Origin of the sequence: Mycobacterium angelicum (assembly GCF_002086155.1) — a bacterium.
GTDB classification, from domain to species: domain Bacteria; phylum Actinomycetota; class Actinomycetes; order Mycobacteriales; family Mycobacteriaceae; genus Mycobacterium; species Mycobacterium angelicum.
This window is the reverse complement of the sequence record NZ_MVHE01000009.1, coordinates 22,609-42,262: the sequence shown is the minus strand read 5'-3', so window position 1 is coordinate 42,262 and position 19,654 is coordinate 22,609. Positions and strand designations below refer to the sequence as shown.

Genomic DNA, 19,654 nt, shown 5'->3' with positions numbered 1-19,654 from the left:
CATCGTCGGCGCCGAGTGAATTGGAGATGGCAGCAATGAGTTCCACCGCCCCGGAGGTCTTCCGCACACCCGATTCGCGTTTCGAGCAGCTTCCGGGATACGACTTCGCGCCGCACTACGTCGAGGTGGACGGGTTGCGGCTGCACTATCTGGACGAAGGCCCACGCGACGGGTCGCCGGTGGTGTGTTTCCACGGCGAGCCGACGTGGGCTTACCTCTACCGCAAGATGCTGCCGCAGCTGGTGGAGGCCGGGCACCGCGTCATCGTTCCCGACTACGCCGGGTTCGGCCGCTCCGACAAGCCCACTGACCGCCGCTGGTACACCTACGACCGGCACAGCGAAATCGTCGCCAAGGTGCTGGGGTCGCTCGAATTGCATGACGCGGCCGTTGTCGTGCAGGACTGGGGCGGCCCGATCGGGTTGCGCTGGGCGATGGAAAACGCCGATCGTGTTGAGGCGCTGATGATTTTGAATACCGGCATCTTCACCGGGCGAGTGTCGAAGGGGTTTATGGCTTGGCGCGACTTCGCCGAAAAGAACCCCGATCTACCCGTCGGCATGGTTATCCAGAGCGCCACGACAACCCAGCTTTCCGCCGAAGTCATAGCCGCCTACGAAGCACCATTTCCCACCGCTGAGTCAAAGGCGGGTGCCGCGCAATTTCCATTGCTGGTACCGATCAGTGAGGACTCCCCCGGCGTCACCGAAATGCTGGCCGTCTCGGATGCACTGTCGCGGTGGAACAAGCCGGCCCTGATTGCGTTCTCCGACACCGACCCTGTCTTTCCCTACCCTAAGTCGGGACAAAACTTCTGCGATTTGATTCCGTCCGCGGGCGAGCAGGTAAGGATTGAGGGCGCCGCGCACTTCGTGCAGGAGGACCGCGGCGAACAACTTGCCGCAGAACTGCTTTCGCTACTGGCGAAGGTCTAGCCCGGGCCGATGAGCCGCGACGGTGCCCTGGCGGGGTACTGGGCGAGTCCGTGGCCGGGTGAGGACGGCGGCCCACGCCGCGCCCAGGCGCCCTGCGGTAAACCCGGGCTCGGCATCGCCGAAGGCGAGCGTCTCGAGGTGGTAAGTCGCGACGCCTTTGCAGTCACGATGGTGGTGCTGCGCGATCCCGGCGAGGTATACGTGCTGCGGCACACCCTGGGCCCGCGGCTGGGCAGCCCGTCGACCGGATGGGTTGAGCGCATTGACCCCGAGACGCTGCGGCCACTGCAGCGTTCACCCGACCTGGCCGCCGGGCCGTTCTGGCCGGGCGGGCTCGCGGCGCACGCCAACGGATCGCTGTATACGGTTTTCGGCCGCTGGTGCCATCGCTTGGCGCCGGACTGCTCGGTGATCGCCCGCCGCGAGCTGCCCCAGCCGCGGCCCTACAATTCTTTCGTCATCCTCGCCGACGGGACCATCGCCACAAAGGATTTCGACCGTCATGGCGATACCCGCCGGGCGCGACTGACGCTGCTGGAACCTGAACGGCTGCAACCACATTGCGCCGAGATCGAGCTGCCCGAGCGCACGATCGCACGGCTGTCCAGCGACGGCCAGGCGATCTACGTCGTCGGTGTAACCGCGGTGTACCGCTACGTCTGGGATCCCGCGGCGCAGCGACTCGAGCGCGACGACGGCTGGATGCTGCGCTACGGCGGCAGGGCCGATCAGAGCTACGGTTGGGATCCGGTCGTCGACGGCGGCCAGCTGTGGTTCCTCACCAATGGCGAACACACCTACACCCACTCGATGCTCGACGCCGGCGTCGCGCCCGGTGCCAACCAGCTGGTACGCGTATCACTCACGGAAGCAACCGATTACCAGCTCACCGAGGTGTGCGGTGCGGCGCGCGGCGCGGTGACCAATCCGCCGCTGTACGACCCGCAGCGCCGCATCGCGCTGGGATACGACTCGGCCAACGGCGTCCTATCCGCCTGGCGCCTCGACGACGAGGGTTTGCAACCCCTGTGGCAGCACCGCCTTGCCACGGCCAGCCACATGGTGCGCTTCCCCGACACCGGCGAGGTCGTGATCAACGACTTCCACACAACGCTGCCCAGGCTGCGCGACGCTCGCCTGCGCCGCCTGGCCATGCACGCCGGGCCACTGCTGAGCAGCCGGCGCGTGCGTGCGGCGGGTGCCCGGCGCAGCGCGGATCATGTCGTGGTGCTCGATATCGAAACCGGGCGGGAACGCGCCCGCGCCCAGGTTCCGAGCCTCTTCCAGGGAGTGGTCTTCCCCGCGGTGGGCTGGGGTCGCGATGTGTACTACCCGACGCTGTCCAACCTCGCGCGCGTCAGCGTAATCTGATCGGCACTTCCCCCCGATCCTCCGTTCGGAGGAGGGTGGTTCCACCCTTTGGCCTGCCAATCGCCGGATCCTATTCAGGCGTAAACGATCTACATTCGCGCATGGAGCACGGGCCGTCGCCGGTAAACCCCTGGCGGGCAGTCGATAGTGTGCTCTGAACGACGCAGCCGACGCCGCCGCAGGTTAGGTGAACGATGAGAAGCACAGATGTCGAGCAGGTCTTGCGTAAACAGCGGTTGCGGTCGTTGCAGGCCGGCGCTTTGATGCGGGTCGGCGTCTTCTGCATCATGCTGCTGGCGATGCTGCTCGACACCAACTCGACCCGATGGCCCGGGCAGCTCACTTTGCTCGGCGCCTATGCGGCGGTGACGGTTTGCGCGCTGATCCTCGCGTTCACCGCGAAACGTCCGCCGATCGCCAGCGAGAAGTTGATATTGCTTTTCGCGTTGGTCGACGTGGGTGCGGTGTTCGGCTTCAAGCTGCTGTCGCCGGGTGGATACATCCCGCTGCTGGTGATGGCGCTGCTGCCGCGGATGGTGGCGGTCGAGTTGTCATTGCGACTGGTGGCTATCGTGCTGGCGTGCAGCATCGCCGTGTTCGCGGCGTCGGTGATTCAAGACCCGGTGATCGCGCCGCGCCTGGGCCCGGCGGCCATTGCGCTGATCGTGTTGATGTACGGATTCGTTTGCAGCACAGCGTTATTGGTGGTGTTCTTCCGGCGGCGGCATGTCGACGAGATGGCGCAGCTGACGACCTCCCGCGAAGCGTTGCTCGCCGAGACGATGACCGCCTCGGAGCTGGAGCGCCGGCAGATCTCCGAAGCCATCCATGACGGACCGCTGCAGGACGTACTGGCCGCCCGTCGCGACATCGCCGACTTCATGAAGGTGTCCCCGGATGCGCCGTTACAGGATGCCTTGGCCAGCCTGCATGACGCGTCGCGGCTACTGCGTGAGGCGACCTTTGAACTACATCCGGCCGTACTCGACCAGGTCGGCTTGGCCGCCGGGGTGGAAAAGCTGGTTTCGGTGACCGCCGCCCGCTCCGGCATATCCATCACCGCTGACGTCGACTACCCCGCCACCAACGCCATCGACCCCATCGTGTTCGGCGTGATTCGCGAATTGTTGTCGAACGTAACCCGTCATTCGCGGGCCAGCAGCGCGTCGGTAACACTGAAAGTCATTGACGGCGTGGCTCATATCGACGTGGCAGACGACGGGATCGGGATATTGGGCGACGTTGCGACACGCCGTCTGGCACAGGGACACATCGGCCTTGCGTCGCACCGGGCGCGGGTGGAAGCCGCCGACGGCACGCTAACCCTCGTCGATGAACCGGTCGGGACACACGTCCGCATCTCGTTGCCGCTGCGCTACTGAGCGCAACCGGTCCGTCCGAATTGGGGAGCCGGCCTCCATCGATCGGGGGGCCCGCGGTCATCCGCTGTCTGGCCGGTCGACCGATAGGAACCGCTGCAGCAGCGCGTCACCGTAGATGCGTGGGCTCCATCACAGCGCGGTGAATCCGTACCCACAGCGTCGGCCCGTTCCGAGGGGAGTATGCGGTGTCCCTGAATTTCGCAGCACTACCACCGGAAGTCAACTCGGGCCGAATGTATTTCGGCCCGGGGTCGGCGTCCCTGCGGGCGGCTGCCGCGGCATGGGAGGACCTGTCCGCCGGATTGCGTTCGGTGGCCGCCTCATATACCTCGGTGATCTCCGGCCTGACCGCAGGACCGTGGTTGGGCGCCGCGTCGATATCGATGGCGGCCGCGGCCGGCGCCCATGCGGAGTGGATCAGCGCCACCGCAAGCCAGGCGGCGCAGGCACACGCCCAGGCCGGCGCCGCCGCCGCCGCGTATGAGACGGCATTCGCAGCGATGGTGCCCCCGGCGGCGATCGCGGCCAACCGCGCCCAGTTGATGACGCTGATCGCAACCAATTTCATCGGTCAAAACAGCCCGGCGATTGCGGCCACGGATGCCCTGTACGCCGAGATGTGGGCCCAGGATGCCGCCGCCATGTGCGGCTATGCCAGCGCATCGGCGGCCGCGACGACACTGACACCGTTCACCGCGCCCCCGCCCATCATTCGCGGCACCGGGCCGGTTGCCCACAGCGCCGCGGCCGTGGCAGCCGGCCAGCGCGGGATCGCCGCGCTACCGCATACGCTGCGGGGGCTGGCGTCGTCGCTGCCTGAACATCCGGTGTATGACCTGATGAATTTCGTCTCCGACTTCGCCACCATCATGGCCTTGCCCACCTCGATCACCAGTGCCTGTGTGGGAACCATCAATTCGCTGGTTTCGCTTGCCGGCGGCGCCGCTGCCGCCGGGGCGGAGGCGGCGGAATCGGTGGCCGGCGCCGGGCTCGGCGCGATCGGTTTGGCCGGCCTGAGTGCGCCCGCGGCGGTGTCGGCGGGCGTGGGTCATGCCGTCACGGTGGGCGCGATGTCCGTCCCGCCGGGCTGGGCCGCGGCCGTCGCGCCGACGGTGCCCGCCACGGCCTTGACCGCTGCCCAGGCGGGTGCCGGGCCGGCGGTGATGGCAGGGCAGCCGGGAGTCCCCGGGGTGCCGATGCCGGCGACCTGGGCGCGGACCGGTGGCAGCACCGCGCCGCGTTACGGGCTGCGTTTCACCGTGATGTCGCGGCCGTTTGCCGCTGGCTGACGCGGGGCCGAGGCAGCCAAAATCGTTGCCGGACCGGTCATTCCACCAAGCGGCGGCGCATCGCCTCGGCTACCGCGGCGCCGCGGTCGGAGACACCGAGCTTTTCATACAGGCTCTGCACATGCGTCTTCACGGTGCTGGGAGCCAGGTGAAGTCGCGACGCGATCTGCGGGACCGACAGCCCGTCGGCCATCATCGCCACCACCTGTGCCTCCCGCTCGGTCAACAGCGTCCTCTCTCCCCCGGCCCGCCGCTTGACCTCACCGGCCAACCCGCCGGCAACGCCACTGGGCAGATACGTGTTGCCCTTGGCGCAGATGACCACCGCATTGACGATCTCGTCGCTGTCGGATTCCTTGGTCAGATAACCCGAGGCACCCTCGGCGAGCGCCTTGTACACGATCGAGCTGTCGTCGAAGGCGCTCAGCAGCACCACGTACGTGGGCAACCCGTCGCGGGTTATCGCGTGCGTGACGGCCAGGCCGTCCAACTCGGGCATCTTGTAGTCGAGAAGGGCTACCGCAGGCCGGAATTGCCGGACGGCGGCCAGCGCCGCGCGGCCGTCCGCCACCTCGGCGACGACGTCCACCCGCCCGCTGGACTTCAGGGCGCGCACCACCCCTTGACGTGTCACCGGGTGGTCGTCGGCGACGACTACCGTCACTCGCTCAGCAGGGTCGGCCATGGTCAGCTCCAAGCGCTCTCAGCAAAGCTCTGGACCCGGCCGACGGGCGGGCGGGTGGCCCTCATTGTAAGGTCACCGAGGCTTTGCGGATCCGCGACGGACCGGCGGCCGGGCCTCCTCCCCCAATCGGGGGAGGAAATTTCATCCCCCGAATCGGGCATCGGTCCGAGGGACTAGTTGTCGGCGCTGCCCGAGAATCGTTAGTAAGTCAAACAATGGCGGCAACCTAAATCGACGGCGATAGGGGAATCGACATGAAGAACAACGGCGCAGCGATGAGCAGCTACCCGAACAAGACGCACAAGTTGGACCTGCGCCCACGGTCCTGGTTCACCGCTGCACTGTTCGTGGTGGCGCTGATGGTCGTTGGTGGAGCGCTCGCCCTTGCCGCCCCCGCCCAAGCCCGGGCCGACGCCTGCGCCAATGTGGGCGGCCGCCATGTTTCGGTCGGTGGTTGCTCGGATGTCGCCGGCACCGTCGAGCAGTACACAAACCCGCCGGCCGGCTACCCGCCGGCTCCGGCCGGCAACGCCTACGCATGCGCCAGCGTCGGTCGGCACATCGACGTGAGCGGTTGTGTCTAAGAGTTCGCGTTAACCCTAGAAATACCAAGCCATTACAACGTCGCGACTACCAGTACTTTGGACTGATCGCGCGGATCGACGCGCACCGGCACCTCGGCGCCAACCCTGATGTGGGGCGCCGTCGAAAGCTCTAGTGCTACCCGCCGCGTGGCCCGATACGGCTCGTGTTCGGGCAACCGCACCTCCAGCTGCAGCTCGTGCCAGCAGCCCAATGTGGTGGTCGCGACGTTCTCGCGGATGCCCACGATCGTTGCGGTAGCGACCACACCCTCGCGCATCAGCCGTTCCCGCTCGGCGTTGAGCGCGGTGAGTTCGGCGAAGCTTTCCATCGCCTGCCGCTTGTCGGACCGGGTGACCCGCTGGCCCGCACTGGCTTTCCTCGCTCGCTCGAACCAGCCCACGTGCGTCAGCGTAGTTTGGAGTTTCGCAGTTGTCGCAGGACCAGTAGCGTTGCTGCATGTTTCGCATGACGGTCCAAGATGTGTTCGTCATCCGCAACCGCGGAGCGGTGGCCACCGGCCGGGTGGAGTACGGCGACCTGCACGTCGGTGACGAGGTTCGAATCAACGACGGGCCGAACGTCCGGGTGGACGCCATCGAGGCTTTCCGCAAGAAACTGGACACCGCGACCGTCGGCGACAACGTCGGCCTGCTCTTCAAGAAACTCGGCCGCAGCGATATCGCTGCCGGGGACGTGATTTCCGGCGCGGGCGCCTTTCTGGCCTAGGCGACCGAAACCATGTACACCAAGGCCCCCGCGGGGCCGCACCTGCATCGTGGCCTCGCCAACCGGCATATCCAACTGATCGCGATCGGCGGTGCCATCGGCACCGGTCTGTTCATGGGGTCGGGCCGCACAATCTCGCTGGCCGGCCCAGCGGTGCTGGTGGTGTACGCCGTCATCGGGTTCTTCGTGTTCTTCGTGCTGCGCGCCATGGGCGAACTGCTGCTGTCGAACCTGAACTACAAGTCGTTCGTCGATTTCGTGTCCGACCTATTGGGCCCGGCGGCCGGCTTCTTCATGGGCTGGTCGTACTGGTTCGCCTGGGTCGTCACCGGAATCGCCGACCTTGTCGCGATCACCGGATACACCAGGTTCTGGTGGCCCGATTTGCCCCAATGGCTGCCCGCGCTGGTGACGGTCGGGGTGATTCTCGCGGTCAACCTGATCAGCGTGCGCTACTTCGGGGAGATCGAGTTCTGGTTCGCCCTGATCAAGATCGCCGCGATCCTCGGCTTGATCGTCATCGGTGCCATCCTGGTTTCGACGAATTTCGTTTCGCCGCAGGGCACCCACGCGGCGATCGGCAACCTGTGGAACGACGGCGGGTTCTTCGCGACTGGATTCATGGGCGTGGTCAGTGGATTCCAGATCGCCTTCTTCGCCTATATCGGCGTGGAACTCGTCGGCACCGCCGCGGCCGAGACGCTGGATCCGCGACAAACCCTCCCCCGTGCCATCAACGCCGTCCCGCTGCGGGTGGCGATCTTCTATATCGGTGCGCTGGTGGCCATTCTGGCCGTTGTGCCGTGGCGGCATTTCGCCAGCGGTGAGTCCCCGTTCGTGACGATGTTCTCGTTGGCCGGGCTTGCCGCCGCCGCGTCGATCGTCAACTTCGTCGTGATGACAGCGGCGGCATCCTCGGCGAACTCGGGGATTTTCTCTACTGGGCGAATGCTTTTCGGCCTGGCCGACGAGGGCAACGCACCCGGGGTCTTTCGCCGGCTCAATAGCGGCGGAGTGCCGGCGGCCGGCCTGCTCGTCACGGCTCCCCTCCTGCTGATGTCGATCCCGCTGCTTTATGCCGGCGGCTCGGTCATCGGGGCATTCACCCTGGTGACGACCATCTCGGCGCTGCTGTTCATGTTCGTGTGGACCATGATCATCGTCAGCTATCTCGCCTACCGGCGCCGACATCCGCAGCGCCACGCCGCCTCGACGTACAAGATGCCCGGCGGCATCACGATGTGCTGGGCCGTGCTGGCTTTCTTCACGTTCGTGCTCTGGACGCTGCTGTCGGCAGCCGAGACCGCGATCGCGTTGACCTGGTTCCCGGTGTGGTTCGTGGTGCTGGCGGCCGGTTGGCTGATCGTTCGGCGCCGGCCCGGCCGCGCCGAGCAGTATCGACTGTTTCAGGCCGAGATGAGCCGCCCTGCCGATTCACCCAGCTGAGCGGGATTTCTCCCGAAACGTGTTGCGATAGTTTTGAGCGGCCATTCGCGTGCGGGCCGTGGTTGTTGGGATCGGTAGCGGGCCGGCGGCTCTGTACTTGACCCAACGACGACGCCAACGAGGCGACGCCACAGGAAAGGAAGCCCGCACATGAAGCTCGTGCCCTCCAGCATCGAGGAACAGATCAATCGCGTCGACCGCCAATACAGCCTGGCGATCGGGATCGGCAGTGGCATGGTTGCGGCCTGGTCCTTCTTCCGGGTGATCTGGTTGCTCTACATCTCGATGACGTTTGGCTGGTTCCTGGGTTCCCTGGCGATCCAATTGGTGCTGTGGGGCGTGATCGGTACGGTCGCCGCGGTCGCGGCCATCGGGTTACTGAACCGCTACCTCAAAGGCCCTGGCTCGGAACGTGTTTGAGTGACGGCGGGCGGAATCGGTCCGGACCAGAACTGGGTCCGGACCGATTGCCTTGGTGTCAGTCGGCGGTGATCCTGCGCAGCGTGACGTCGAACAGCTTGTCGAAGGACTGTTGGTGGCCGTTGCTGGCCGTGCCCGTCAAAACCAGCCCCGACGCGCGCGCATAGGAGTAGTAGTCAACGCGCGTCGCGTCGGCGGGGTCGCCGCCGATGGTTGCGGTGATCGAGTATCGGAAGCGCTGCGGCCCGCTCGAGGGGTGCGAGTCCTCCAGAATGTTCACGGCATAGGAGCCGACGGCGGCACTGTTGAAGTGCAAGCACCGCTTCACCAGGCCGGTGAAGGCGTCGAATCCGGCCGGATCGAATTCGCGGCCGACCATCAGCCGGATATCCCTGCGGTCGGCGACGTCCGGCGAATCGGCCGGGTCGTGCCCGAATACCTCGGCCGCGTCGAAGGCACCGGTCGAGGCCACACCCACCACCGAGAAGCATTCGGCGGGAGTGAAGCCCAGGCCCTCGTCGGACACGTGGTACCGGAAGTAGCCGAACGTGTCGGACAGCTCCTTGATGTCGCTCACGGTCCACGACGGCGGGAAGTCACCAGCCTTGGGCAACAGCTCGGCTAATTGTTGATCGTTGCGGGCGGCCAGTTTCGGGGCCAGCGGCTCTGGACCGGACGTGCTGCGGTGGGTAGCGCCGCTGAGAACCGCGGGCACCGTGATGACGACCGCGGCAATCGCCAGCACCCACAGCGCAGCGGCAATCAGCCACGGCCCGCGCGGCTTTCGCGGTCGAGACGGGCTGGTCATAACGCGCGCAACTTGGTCACTGTTTGGGTGGCCAGCCGCTGCACCACTTCGAGGTCGGCGCCCTCCATGTACATCGTGCATTCCAGCAAGACACCGCGCACCGCATAGTAGGCGACGTGGTAGGTCGATGCCGGGTCGCGGCTGCCGATCGTGGTGAACGTTCTCGTCACGGTGACGGCCGCGTCGGCGCCGCTGGCCGAGCGTGTTTCCACTTTCGTGGTGACGTTGCGCTGGTTCTTGGCGCGGCCGTCGAGAAAGTAGTTGGTGACGTGGTAGGAGCCGCAACGGCCAAGCCAGTCAAGGTAATTCGCGATCCGCGCCGGGCCGTCGGGAACCGCCCAGATCGCAAAGCGGGTGTTGGGTCCGTGCTCGCGGCCCTCCCCGGTGGCGGCGGCGTCCGGGGGTGGCGCATCCTGCACGAACAGCTGGGCGTACCGGTCGACCTGGACGAAGGCGGCCAGGGCGGCGCCGGAGTGGTCGAGAACTTTCGGCACGCTCCCGCAGGTGTCCGGCGCGTAGACCGCCGTCGGGCTCGGATTGGGCGGCGGGGTCAACGCGTCGGTGGCCGACGGCACCGCCCGCTGCAACCGTCCGGACAGCGAATAGCCCCAATCGGCCGGGACGTCGGCACTGGCGGGCAATGCGGTGGCCAGGACCCAGTCGGTTTGCGCGGCGAGGGTGGTGGCCGGGGCGGCTTTTGAATGCGGCTCCGCAAGCACGGTCGCACCGCAAGCTCCGAGCACAGCCAGGGCAATAGCGGCCACCACGCGGGGCCACGGTTGGCCGGCCGTCGCGGACAGCATCGGTACACCCTAGCGTGATAAAGCCGCAATACCGGCCATAGACACACGGCCACGCGGTCGGTCGTGCACATCTCGGCAACGGGTGTAGTGTCCCCAAGCCATGACCGATGCGATGCGCTTCGTCGACGCGAACGGGCTGAGATTCGCCTATCTGGAGGAGGGCTCCGGGCCGCTGGTGCTTATGCTGCACGGCTTTCCGGACACCGCGCACAGCTGGGATGACCTGCGTCCGCGCATCGCCGCCAAGGGCTACCGCGCGGTCAGCCCCTTCATGCGCGGATACCATCCCAGCGCGGTGCCGGACCGCGATCCCGATCAGGAGACCTTGGCGCGTGATCCGCTCGCGCTGATCGAGGCGCTGGGGGCCAGGGACGCCGTCGTGATCGGACACGACTGGGGCGCCTCGGCCGCCTACGGCGCCGCGGCGCTCGCCCCCGATCGGGTGACCAAGCTGTTCATCGTCGGCATCCCGCACCCGGCGGCGGTCAAGCCATCACTGAAGAAACTTTGGGGCGTGCGCCACTTCGCCACCTACAAACTGCCCGGAGCGCCGAACCGCTTCGCGCGCAACGGCTTCGCCGCGCTACCGGCGATCTACCGCCGCTGGTCGCCGACGTGGCGCCCCGACCCCGGTGAGTTCGACGCCGTGCGCGCGAGCTTCGCTCACCCGGCGAGTCTGAACGCGGCATTCGGCTACTACCGCAAGCTCTCTGCGGTGCCCTCACCGTCATTGAAGAACCGGATCACGGTGCCCACGGTTGTCTTTGCGGGCCTTGACGATCCGATCGTGTCGCCCGCCGACTACCGGGGTGCGGCCCGGATGTTCGACGGCGAGTACATCGTCGAGGAAGTGCCGGGCGGGCACTTCATGCACCGGGAGCACCCGGACGAGTTCGCCGAGCGGCTGTTGTCTCATCTTTGAGTCAGGCGCGGCGCAGGGGTGATCTTGAGGGCGTAGGCCGGCCACACGTCCAGAGCCTCGGGAAAGGTGACCACGAGGCGATCGGCTGCGCATTCGTGCTCCAAGAGGCCGCCACCGAGCAGCTCGACGGTGGTATCCGGTGAGCCGGCAAGCCCGCGCAACCCGACGCGGCGCTGCCCGGGCGCCTGCAGGAAAGTCGCGTACAGCGCGTCGTCGTTCTGGGTGAAGCGCACCTGGGTGCCATCGGTCGCGGTGGCTTCCGCCGTCACCCAGGGCCGGGTACCGAAGTACGCCGCACCGGTCACGTCGAGCCAGCTGCCGAAGTCGGTGAGCAGTTTTGCCTGCAGCTCCGGGATGGTGCCGTCGGGGTAGGGGCCGATGCCCAGCAGCAGATTGCCGTTCTTGCTCACCAGGTCGGCGAAGGAGCGGGCCAGCTCGGTGAGGGACAGCGTCTCGTCGGGACCTTCCTGGCGGTTGTTCCCGAACGAGTGGCCTACGCCGCGGGTCGACTCCCATTTGCCCGGCTTGATCTCGTCGTACTGGGCGTATTCGGGCGTGCGGAAGTCGTAGTGGAAGCCGGCGGGAAACTCGAGCCCCTTGACCCGGTCCGGCAGATATTTCCACAAACTACTCACCAGGCTGAGGCCGCGCACCGTCAAGGGTTGCGTCACACGGCCTTTCGGTAACCGCAGCTGAGCCCAGCGGTCGTTGATGACGCCGTCCGGAACGGTGTCGTAGTAGTAGGCGAACAGTTCGGCGAGGTCGGCCTGCGGTGGGTACCCGATGTCGTTCCACAACACCGACGGCGCATAGCGCTCGACGATCTCGCGAATGTGGTCGGTCGCATAGCCGGTGTACTCGGGGGTCTGCACGAGGGAGCTCGCCATGGTGGCCAGGTCGGTGATGGGTTGCGGGTTGAACGTCCAGTCGTAACCGCCCGAGTAGTACAGGCCCATCTTGATGTTGCGGGCGCGCACCGCGCTGGTCAGTTCGCCGACCAGGTCACGCTCGGCATGCCAGGAGTTCTTGTGCGGGTTGGGGTGTCGGGTCGGCCATAACGTGAACCCGTCGTGGTGCTTGGTGGTGAGAACGACGTAGCGGGCGTGCGCCCGGGTGAACAGGTCGGCCCAGGATGCCGGATCGAATTGGCGTACCGCGTCGTTGAACATCGGCTTGAAGTCGTCGTAGGAGAAGCCCGGACCATAGGTCTGCATATGGTGTCGCTGCGCCGGGCTGCCGGGAATCTGGATGGTGTTCAGATACCACTCGGCATACGGATTGTGTTTGAGCCAGTACACCGGCCCCTTGGTCAGCATCAGTTGCTGGATGTCGGCTTCCAGCGGCGCCCAGCCGGGCACCGAGTACAGGCCCCAGTGGATGAAAATGCCGAACTTCGCGTCCGCGAACCACTGGGGCAAGGGACGGGTCTGGAATGGCTTCACGCTTGGACCAACTCTGGGTGGAACTTCGCGACCATTCGGCGGATGCCGTCACGCCAGTCGACTTCGGTTCCGCCGCCGACGATTTCGTGCATGCGGGTCACATCGACCGGATTCCCGCGCAGCGCCTGTTCGCTTTCCTCGAAGACCGGTTCGCGGCCGATCAGCGTGCCGAGGTAGGCACACCACTCCTGGATGCTGACGATCTGGTCACCGGCCCAGTTGACGGTGGTGGCCGGAACCGATGCCGCCGCAAGGAGTTTGGGGATCGTCGCGATGATGTCGTTCTGGTGAATCGGGTTGTAGCGAGCCGGGTTACCGGGTGGGATCGGGATAGGGATCCCGGCCAGCATCATCTCCATATGAAAGTACGGCCAGCCGCCGTTGTCGCCGTACGGGACGTTGAGGCGCGCGATGGTGGTGGGTATGCCCAAAGCGCGCGCCATCGAGCGCGCCACCGCCTCCCCCGCGATCTTGGAAATCGAGTAGGTGGGAAACAGGAATTTGTGGTTGTCGCCCAGGGCGGCGCGCTCGGTGCGCAGCTCGTCATCGGGTGGGTCGTAGACAGCCGCGGATGAGCAGTGCAGGAATGCCTTTATGCCGCGGCAGTAGGCCATCAGCAGGCCGACCGAATCCGCATTGGCCGCCAGGTCTTTGTCCCACTTGCCGCTCTTGGCGACCGCCAGGTTCAGCACATAGTCGAAGTCCGACGGGATCTCGCTGAAATCGCCGGCGGCCAGGTTCACCGGTTGACAGCGAACCCCCGCCCGTTCGAGCTCCGCGCGGGCGGCGGCGTCGGTGAATCGGGCTATGCCCCAGACTTCGTTGTCGGCCGCCAGGGCCATGGCTATAGGAGCGGCGACCTGGCCGGTCACCCCGGAGATCAGAATCTTCGCGGCGCGCATGCGCCGATGTTATGCCGCCCGTTGGGCGGGCCGGCCGTCAACCGGGAAGGCCGGCGTCGCCATCGGTTCCGTCGGCGCCGATGTTTCCGTTGGGGCCGGCAGAGCCGTTGTGCGAAACCGCGCCGAGGCCGACGCCCTTGTCGCCCCCGCTACCCGCGCTGCCGTGTGCCCCGCCGGCCCCGCCGGCGCCACCGGCGCCGCCGAGGCCTGTCGCGCCGTGTCTGCCGAGCAGGCCGCCGCGTCCGCCTTCGCCGCCGTGGGCACCGGCACCGCCGCCGCCGCCGTCGCCGCCGTGACCGGCGTCGCCGCCATCGCCGCCATTACCGCCGGTGGCCGTCCCGTTAGGGGCACCGGCGTCGCCGCCCGCGGCGCCGTTTCCGCCGTCACCGCCCAGCCCGCCGGTGCCGCCGGCACCGCCGGCGCCGCCGTGCCCGCCGGCGCCGCCGTTGCCGGCCAGTAGTCCGCCCGCACCTCCGGCGCCGCCCGCACCGCCGGCGGCCCCAAGACCGCCTTGGCCGCCGGCCCCGCCATCGCCGCCGGATCCGCCGTTGCCGCCGAAGGCGTTGTTATTTGAGCTGTACGCCGCGAGCGTGGAGGACGAATCCATGGAGTTGTGGCCACCGCCGGCACCGCCGCCGCCGCCATCCGAACCGCTGCCGCCGTAGCCGCCGTTGCCGCCGTAGCCGCCGTCGCCGCCGTTGCCCACCAACAACCCGCCGCGTCCGCCGCTGCCGCCGGCGCCACCGGCGCTGCCGCCCTGACCGGCCAGGCCGGCGCCGCCGTTACCGGCGTTGCCACCCCAGCCCCCGGCGGCGACGTTGTTGTCGGTGCGGCCATAACCGGCCGCGCCCCCGTCACCGCCGCTGGCACCGCCCGCGCCGCCGTCGCCGCCGGTGCCCCCGTTACCGGCCTGGGCGCTGGACCCGGCGGTTGCTCCTTTGGCCTGGGTGGTGTCGGCGTTGCCGCCGTTGCCTCCGCTACCGCCGTTGACGCCGGCGTCGCCGGCCTGCCCGCCAGTGCCGTTGCCGCCGGTGACAGCGCCGGCCTTGTTGACCTGATTACTAGTGCCTGCGGTGCCGTTGAGGCCGGGGTCGCTAACCGCTGCCGGATTGGCCGCATCGGCCCCAGCCATGCCCGCACCGCCGTTGCCGCCATGACCGCCCGCGCCCCATAGCCCGGCATTGCCGCCGGCGCCCCCGCTGCCGCCGGCCATGGTGATCGACGTTGCGCTGCCGCCGTTGCCGCCGTTGCCGCCATGGCCGTACAACCAGCCGCCGCGCCCGCCGCTGCCGCCGTTCGCGCCGGCGCCACCTGCCCCACCCGCGCCGCCGTTGCCGATCAGCCCGGACGCACCGCCCGCGCCGCCGGCCTGGCCGGCAGCGCCGGATCCGCCGTTGCCGCCGTTGCCCAACAAGATGCCGCCGGCTTCCCCGGATGCCCCCGAGCCCGGCGCGCCGTCGGCTCCATTGCCGATCAGCGGGCGGCCCACCAGCGCCTCGGTCGGCGCATTGATGACGTGCAGTAGCTCGTGGCCCAGGGTCTGCAATGGTGTCGTGTTGGTCGCCTCGGCCGCGGCATAGCTGGCCGAAGTCGAAGTGAGGTTCTGCACAAACGTGTCGTGAAACGCTCTCATCTGAGCGCTCAACTGTTGGTAGGCCTGCCCGTGGCCGGAAAACAGCGATGCCACGGCCAGCGATACCTCGTCGGCACCCGCGGCCAGCACCGCGGTGGTCGAGGCCGCGGCCGCAGCATTTGCCGAGTGCAATGCCGAGCCGATGCCCGCCATGTCCGACGCTGCCGTTGCCAATGCGTCTGTGGTAACAAATGTGTACGACATCGCTTCTCGATCCCCTTTGTTCGAGCGGCCATTGTTCGAGTGGCTTTCCGAGCCGGCATTCAGGCCCATTACCGATCACTTTTGACCCGCGGCGACGGCATGCGTATCGGACGAATGAGCGATTTGCCGGATGAAATTCTCTCCTCCCATTGGGGGAGCCGATGGCTTTTGCGCATTTTGCTCAAACTGCGTGGTAGGGTCCCCCCATGGCCTCCAAGGGTCGCATCGACTTGCGGCTCGCCAGCCGGGTACTGCTGCTGCAACTCGTCCTCGTGACGCTGACGCTGGTGGTCGCGTTCGGGCTTTTCGCCCAGTTCAACCGTCACCGCCTGGACCTGCAGTACCGCGAGCACGCGCTGGATATCGCGCGCGTGGTGGCCTCGTCGCCAACGGTCGTCAGCAACATCTCGCACTACGAGGACACCGGGCCGACCCCCACCCCCGCTTTGGTGGACGAACTGGCAACCGGTCCGCTGCAGAGCGTCGCCTCACGCGTCGAGCAGCGCACGCACGTGCAGTTCGTGGTCATCGCCAACACACAGGGCGTCCGGCTCGCCCATCCCCATCGTGACCAACTGGGCCGCAAGGTGAGCACCGATCCCGCCGGGGCGCTGGCCGGACACGAGCAGGTGCTGCATCAGGCCGGTACGCTGGGGCGCTCGATCGTCGCCAAAGTCCCAGTGCTGGCGCCTGGTTCGGACCGGGTGCTGGGCATGGTCAGCGTCGGCATCTCCACGAAGGCGTTCGACGAACAGTTCTCGCACAATCTTCGGGTGCTGGCCCCGTTGGGAGGCGCGGCACTGCTGATCGGTGTGGTGGGTTCGGTTGCGCTGGCCCGTCGATGGCGCGGCCTGACACTGGGTTTGCGACCGGCCGAGATGGCCGAGTTGGTGCGCACTCAGGCGGCGGTGCTGCACGGCATCGACGAGGGCGTGGTGGCCGCTGACAACACCGGCTGCATCACCTTCGTCAACGACGAGGCATGCCGGCTGCTCAAGATCGGCGACGAGCTGGGCCGCTCGATCGACGAGGTTGGGCTGACGCCACGGGTCCTCGACGTGTTCAAGGCCGCCTCGGACAAGACCGCACCCACGTTGGCCACCGTCGGGGAACGAATTGTGGTGGTCTCGGCGCGGCCGGTAACCCGCGACGGGCGCGCCCTGGGAACCGTGTTGGTGGTGCGTGACCGAACCGACGTCGAGTCACTGACCCGGCAACTCGACGCGGTACAGGTGATGAGTACGACGCTGCGCGCACAGCGCCATGAGTTCGCCAACCGGCTGCACCTGTTGAACGGGCTGTTGCACACCGGCCACGTCGAAGAGGGATTGCAGTATCTGGAGGAGCTGTTGGGCTCGGGCCCGTTGGGCTCGGCGGTTCCGGGTATCGACTCCATCCGCGATGCCCACCTGCAGGCGTTTCTGGCGGCCAAGGCCGCAGCGGCCCGGGAAGCCGGTGTGACGCTAAGGATCGGCGAAAACACTTGGGTCTCAGGTCGATTGGAGCTTCCCGTCGATGTCACCACCGTGGTGGGCAACCTGATCGACAATGCGATCGACGCGGCCCGAACCGGCGCCAGCCCCGCCAAAGAGCTGGAAGTCGAACTGCTGCAAGAGGGTTCGACGCTGCACGTCACGGTCGCCGACAGCGGTGACGGCGTCGCATCCGATTTCGTCGAGCAGCTGTTCACCGAGGGCCGGACGACAAAGCCGGACTCCGGCATACCCGGCGGGCGGGGTATCGGGCTGGCATTGTCCCGCCAGATCAGCCGTTCCCTTGGCGGCGATCTCTGGCTGTCGAGTCCCGGCACAGCCGAATCGGAGCCCGGCCTGCCAGGTGCGGAGTTCATCGCCCGGCTGCCGGGTGTGATGGCAGAGGAGGAGCAATGGGCGGCGCAGAACTGACGGTGCTGGTGGTCGACGACGACTTCCGCGTCGCCAACATGCACGCCGGAATCGTCAACGCCATGCCGGGCTTCACGGTGGCCGGCACCGCCAACACCCTCGCCGCCGCGCGACAGGCCGAGCCGGTCGACCTCGCCCTGGTCGACGTCTACCTGCCGGACGGATCCGGAATCGACTTCGTGCGCGAATTGCACTGTGATGCAATGGTCTTGACCGCGGCCACCGAATCCGAAACGATCCGTGCCGCCCTGGCCGCAGGCGCCGTCAGCTATCTCGTCAAGCCGTTCGCGACCACCGAACTCGCCGCCCGGCTGGCCGGCTACGCCCGCTACCGAAAAATCCTGGCCGGCTCCAACCTGCGCGCGGGGGACGTGGATGCGGCACTGGATGCGCTGCGTCCCAAAGTCGCCCCGGCCCCGGCGTCGACAACGGCGGCCTCCCCCACCAAACAGCTTGTCCTGCAGGCTTTGCAAACATCAGAGCTGCCGATGTCCGCCGCGGAGGTTTCCACGGCGATCGGGATCTCGCGGGCGACGGCTCAACGGTATCTGGCGGCGCTGGCGACCACCGGGGACGTCACCGTCGGACTGCGCTACGGCACGACGGGACGACCTGAACAGGAATTCGCGGCCGGTGACGGCCGGGCGACTCGCGCGACCCGCTGAACCTCATCTTCGGTGTCAGCCGACGGTGCGCAGCGTGCAGCCGGTGCGAATGCGCATGATCTGCAACGGAATTCGATCCTCGCGGCGTGCGGTGGCCGCTCTTGCGAAGACGCAAGCCAGCGTCGCGAGATAGCGGTACGCCGATTCGCGGGCGATCGGGTTGTCCGGAAAGGACATCGTCACCGTGGTCTTAGCGGCGTGCCGGGTGATCCATGCGTTGACACCGCCGTGCGACAAATTGTCGCCGTAGGCACCGAAGTTCGTCGTTTCCCATAACGCCGCGACCGGTATCTTGCGGACGTCCAGATACGACACCATCATCGCCGGGCCGGTGTTCGGCTTGATGCCCAGTTCCTCCGGCGTCGCCAACTCGAGGACGCGCTCGAATGGGACACCGGCCAGCCGCTTGGCGGCGTCGAAGGAACGCTGCGCGGCCCGGGCCGACCCGGAAAACGACCCGGTGCCGATCGGCACCGTGACCGGAACCAGGCTGGCGAACCGACCTACGGTCATCGTGTCGGTCCCCGGGGTCCTGGTGTCGAACGGGGTGAACCCGTGATAGGTGCGGGTACCGGTCAGTGCGTGTTCGGCCAGCGCCGCACACGCCATGACCCCGCCGCTGAATCGGGCACTGGCCCGCCGGCAAACGGTGTCGAAGGCTTTGGTCTGGGCTGCGTCCAGCAACTCGACGGTCAGGAAGTCACCCTTGCTGTCGCGCGACGTGTCACCGAGCGGCAGCGGGAAGCCGGGCCAGTTGCCGTCCACGTCGCGCGCGAACTCGATCCAGTCTTTGATCTCCGGCGACGACAGGGTCAAACTCTGCACCCTCGCGAGTTGCCGCGCGGCGTAGTGCCGATAGCTGGCGACTCGGGTGAGCGTGGCCGCCTGGGGCAGACCCTGGTACATCACGCAAATGTCCAGGAAGATCAGGCCGGCCGAGATGCCGTCGACGTGCAGATGATCGACGCTGGCGTAGAAGGTGAAGTGGTTGCGGTGCTGGACGATGCCGAACGTGAAGCAGTCCCACTCCAGTGTCGCCGGCGTGGTTGCCAGGGCGTGGGTGCGGATTTGTTCGGCGTCCATGAGCCCGAACGCCGCAGGAACCAAGTCGATGTCGGCCGGGTCGATCGTGCGGCGGACGAAACCGTCGTCCTGGCACTCGAACCAATCGTGGTAGGTGTCGTGCCGGCGGACGTGTGCATTGATCGCCGCCGTCATCGCCGGAATATCGCAAATCCCCGGCATGTCCCAGGCCACGATCATCAGTCGGGGCTGCTCGCGCTGCGCTGCGCTGCCGTCACGGGCGGTCCGGAGGTGTTGATTGCGCTGATAGCTCGGCGGCAGATCGCCGCGCTGCGCGATTCGGGCCGCTTCGCGTGCCGCCGGCGACGCCGTCCAGGTGGTGACCAGGCCCCGCGGTGGTAGCCATTCGTTTATGGTGCGCAGTGCTACCAATTTCTCAATCCTCGTCTGTGTGATGGCGACGGTTTGTGCGGTGCAAACGGATTAGCAGGACCGCGCGAATGGTATTC

The 19,654-nt window shown here is 67.2% G+C and carries 19 protein-coding genes; 11 read left to right on the top strand and 8 right to left on the bottom strand.

From position 1 onward, the window contains the following. Positions 1–35: 35 nt before the first annotated feature. From BST12_RS08720 to BST12_RS08705, 4 genes are all read left to right on the top strand, one after another. Positions 36–935 carry a haloalkane dehalogenase gene (locus BST12_RS08720; protein ID WP_139801558.1) on the top strand — a complete coding sequence of 300 codons (900 nt, stop codon included), beginning with the start codon at positions 36–38 and terminating at the stop codon, positions 933–935. Between the two features lie 9 nt (positions 936–944). Further along, complete coding sequence (locus BST12_RS08715) at positions 945–2,306, top strand: hypothetical protein (protein WP_083112709.1); 1,362 nt, start codon at positions 945–947, stop codon at positions 2,304–2,306. A gap of 194 nt (positions 2,307–2,500) precedes the next feature. Next, positions 2,501–3,688, top strand: coding sequence for a sensor histidine kinase (locus BST12_RS08710; RefSeq protein ID WP_083112708.1), 1,188 nt, complete (start codon positions 2,501–2,503; stop codon positions 3,686–3,688). A 233-nt stretch (positions 3,689–3,921) separates the two neighbouring features. Next, complete coding sequence (locus BST12_RS08705; RefSeq protein ID WP_276028777.1) at positions 3,922–4,977, top strand: PPE family protein; 1,056 nt, start codon at positions 3,922–3,924, stop codon at positions 4,975–4,977. 37 nt (positions 4,978–5,014) lie between these two features. On the opposite strand, the gene BST12_RS08700 is transcribed toward BST12_RS08705, so the two are convergent. Beyond that, a complete protein-coding gene (locus BST12_RS08700) occupies positions 5,015–5,662 on the bottom strand; it encodes a response regulator transcription factor (RefSeq protein WP_083112804.1) in 648 nt (215 codons plus the stop codon). A 254-nt stretch (positions 5,663–5,916) separates the two neighbouring features. Here BST12_RS08700 and BST12_RS08695 point away from each other — a divergent pair, with 254 nt between their 5' ends. Further along, positions 5,917–6,246, top strand: coding sequence for a hypothetical protein (locus tag BST12_RS08695; RefSeq protein WP_245850154.1), 330 nt, complete (start codon positions 5,917–5,919; stop codon positions 6,244–6,246). 32 nt (positions 6,247–6,278) lie between these two features. Here BST12_RS08695 and BST12_RS08690 read toward each other — a convergent pair whose 3' ends face one another. Beyond that, positions 6,279–6,647, bottom strand: coding sequence for a hypothetical protein (locus BST12_RS08690; protein WP_083112707.1), 369 nt, complete (start codon positions 6,645–6,647; stop codon positions 6,279–6,281). Between the two features lie 56 nt (positions 6,648–6,703). On the opposite strand from BST12_RS08690, the gene BST12_RS08685 reads away from it, so the two are divergent. From BST12_RS08685 to BST12_RS08675, 3 genes are all read left to right on the top strand, one after another. Then, positions 6,704–6,973: an EF-Tu/IF-2/RF-3 family GTPase gene (locus BST12_RS08685; protein WP_083112706.1), complete on the top strand. Its 270-nt coding sequence runs from the start codon at positions 6,704–6,706 to the stop codon at positions 6,971–6,973. Between the two features lie 12 nt (positions 6,974–6,985). Beyond that, positions 6,986–8,419 (top strand): amino acid permease, encoded by a 1,434-nt coding sequence (locus tag BST12_RS08680; RefSeq protein ID WP_083112705.1) that lies wholly within the window; start codon positions 6,986–6,988, stop codon positions 8,417–8,419. A 150-nt stretch (positions 8,420–8,569) separates the two neighbouring features. Continuing rightward, complete coding sequence (locus BST12_RS08675) at positions 8,570–8,839, top strand: hypothetical protein (RefSeq protein ID WP_083112704.1); 270 nt, start codon at positions 8,570–8,572, stop codon at positions 8,837–8,839. A 58-nt stretch (positions 8,840–8,897) separates the two neighbouring features. Here the strand turns inward: BST12_RS08675 and BST12_RS08670 are convergent, their stop codons facing one another. Both BST12_RS08670 and BST12_RS08665 read right to left on the bottom strand, forming a co-directional pair. Further along, positions 8,898–9,647 (bottom strand): hypothetical protein, encoded by a 750-nt coding sequence (locus tag BST12_RS08670; RefSeq protein WP_083112703.1) that lies wholly within the window; start codon positions 9,645–9,647, stop codon positions 8,898–8,900. Then, complete coding sequence (locus BST12_RS08665) at positions 9,644–10,450, bottom strand: hypothetical protein (protein WP_083112702.1); 807 nt, start codon at positions 10,448–10,450, stop codon at positions 9,644–9,646. The genes BST12_RS08670 and BST12_RS08665 overlap by 4 nt, the downstream gene beginning before the upstream one ends. A gap of 100 nt (positions 10,451–10,550) precedes the next feature. Between BST12_RS08665 and BST12_RS08660 the strand changes: the two genes are divergently transcribed. Next, a complete protein-coding gene (locus tag BST12_RS08660) occupies positions 10,551–11,372 on the top strand; it encodes an alpha/beta fold hydrolase (RefSeq protein WP_083112701.1) in 822 nt (273 codons plus the stop codon). Here BST12_RS08660 and BST12_RS08655 read toward each other — a convergent pair. Genes BST12_RS08655 through BST12_RS08645 form a run of 3 tightly spaced genes read right to left on the bottom strand, consistent with a single transcriptional unit; the run spans position 11,363 to position 15,553 of the window. Continuing rightward, a complete protein-coding gene (locus tag BST12_RS08655) occupies positions 11,363–12,814 on the bottom strand; it encodes an alpha-L-fucosidase (protein ID WP_083112700.1) in 1,452 nt (483 codons plus the stop codon). The two genes, BST12_RS08660 and BST12_RS08655, sit on opposite strands and share 10 nt — an antisense overlap. Next, positions 12,811–13,716: an NAD-dependent epimerase/dehydratase family protein gene (locus tag BST12_RS08650; protein ID WP_083112699.1), complete on the bottom strand. Its 906-nt coding sequence runs from the start codon at positions 13,714–13,716 to the stop codon at positions 12,811–12,813. Before BST12_RS08650 ends, BST12_RS08655 begins: the two co-directional genes overlap by 4 nt. Positions 13,717–13,753: 37 nt before the next feature. Then, complete coding sequence (locus BST12_RS08645; protein WP_083112802.1) at positions 13,754–15,553, bottom strand: PE family protein; 1,800 nt, start codon at positions 15,551–15,553, stop codon at positions 13,754–13,756. Positions 15,554–15,759: 206 nt separating this feature from the next. Between BST12_RS08645 and BST12_RS08640 the strand changes: the two genes are divergently transcribed. Beyond that, positions 15,760–17,457, top strand: coding sequence for a sensor histidine kinase (locus BST12_RS08640; protein ID WP_211281237.1), 1,698 nt, complete (start codon positions 15,760–15,762; stop codon positions 17,455–17,457). Continuing rightward, on the top strand, positions 17,439–18,122 hold the full coding sequence (locus BST12_RS08635) for a response regulator (protein WP_083112698.1): 684 nt from the start codon (positions 17,439–17,441) through the stop codon (positions 18,120–18,122). Before BST12_RS08640 ends, BST12_RS08635 begins: the two co-directional genes overlap by 19 nt. A 15-nt stretch (positions 18,123–18,137) precedes the next feature. Here the strand turns inward: BST12_RS08635 and BST12_RS08630 are convergent, their stop codons facing one another. After that, positions 18,138–19,577 (bottom strand): condensation domain-containing protein, encoded by a 1,440-nt coding sequence (locus tag BST12_RS08630; RefSeq protein ID WP_139801557.1) that lies wholly within the window; start codon positions 19,575–19,577, stop codon positions 18,138–18,140. Positions 19,578–19,654: the final 77 nt, after the last annotated feature.

What these genes read in the sequence shown, in the direction of transcription:
- BST12_RS08700 (WP_083112804.1), bottom strand. Translation starts at nt 5,662, where the DNA reads ATGGCCGACCCTGCTGAGCGAGTGACGGTAGTCGTCGCCGACGACCAC.
- BST12_RS08670 (WP_083112703.1), bottom strand. Translation starts at nt 9,647, where the DNA reads ATGACCAGCCCGTCTCGACCGCGAAAGCCGCGCGGGCCGTGGCTGATT.
- BST12_RS08685 (WP_083112706.1), top strand. Translation starts at nt 6,704, where the DNA reads ATGTTTCGCATGACGGTCCAAGATGTGTTCGTCATCCGCAACCGCGGA.
- BST12_RS08715 (WP_083112709.1), top strand. Translation starts at nt 945, where the DNA reads ATGAGCCGCGACGGTGCCCTGGCGGGGTACTGGGCGAGTCCGTGGCCG.
- BST12_RS08695 (WP_245850154.1), top strand. Translation starts at nt 5,917, where the DNA reads ATGAAGAACAACGGCGCAGCGATGAGCAGCTACCCGAACAAGACGCAC.
- BST12_RS08650 (WP_083112699.1), bottom strand. Translation starts at nt 13,716, where the DNA reads ATGCGCGCCGCGAAGATTCTGATCTCCGGGGTGACCGGCCAGGTCGCC.
- BST12_RS08720 (WP_139801558.1), top strand. Translation starts at nt 36, where the DNA reads ATGAGTTCCACCGCCCCGGAGGTCTTCCGCACACCCGATTCGCGTTTC.
- BST12_RS08645 (WP_083112802.1), bottom strand. Translation starts at nt 15,553, where the DNA reads ATGTCGTACACATTTGTTACCACAGACGCATTGGCAACGGCAGCGTCG.
- BST12_RS08640 (WP_211281237.1), top strand. Translation starts at nt 15,760, where the DNA reads ATGGCCTCCAAGGGTCGCATCGACTTGCGGCTCGCCAGCCGGGTACTG.
- BST12_RS08710 (WP_083112708.1), top strand. Translation starts at nt 2,501, where the DNA reads ATGAGAAGCACAGATGTCGAGCAGGTCTTGCGTAAACAGCGGTTGCGG.
- BST12_RS08635 (WP_083112698.1), top strand. Translation starts at nt 17,439, where the DNA reads ATGGGCGGCGCAGAACTGACGGTGCTGGTGGTCGACGACGACTTCCGC.
- BST12_RS08680 (WP_083112705.1), top strand. Translation starts at nt 6,986, where the DNA reads ATGTACACCAAGGCCCCCGCGGGGCCGCACCTGCATCGTGGCCTCGCC.
- BST12_RS08660 (WP_083112701.1), top strand. Translation starts at nt 10,551, where the DNA reads ATGACCGATGCGATGCGCTTCGTCGACGCGAACGGGCTGAGATTCGCC.
- BST12_RS08705 (WP_276028777.1), top strand. Translation starts at nt 3,922, where the DNA reads ATGTATTTCGGCCCGGGGTCGGCGTCCCTGCGGGCGGCTGCCGCGGCA.
- BST12_RS08675 (WP_083112704.1), top strand. Translation starts at nt 8,570, where the DNA reads ATGAAGCTCGTGCCCTCCAGCATCGAGGAACAGATCAATCGCGTCGAC.
- BST12_RS08665 (WP_083112702.1), bottom strand. Translation starts at nt 10,450, where the DNA reads ATGCTGTCCGCGACGGCCGGCCAACCGTGGCCCCGCGTGGTGGCCGCT.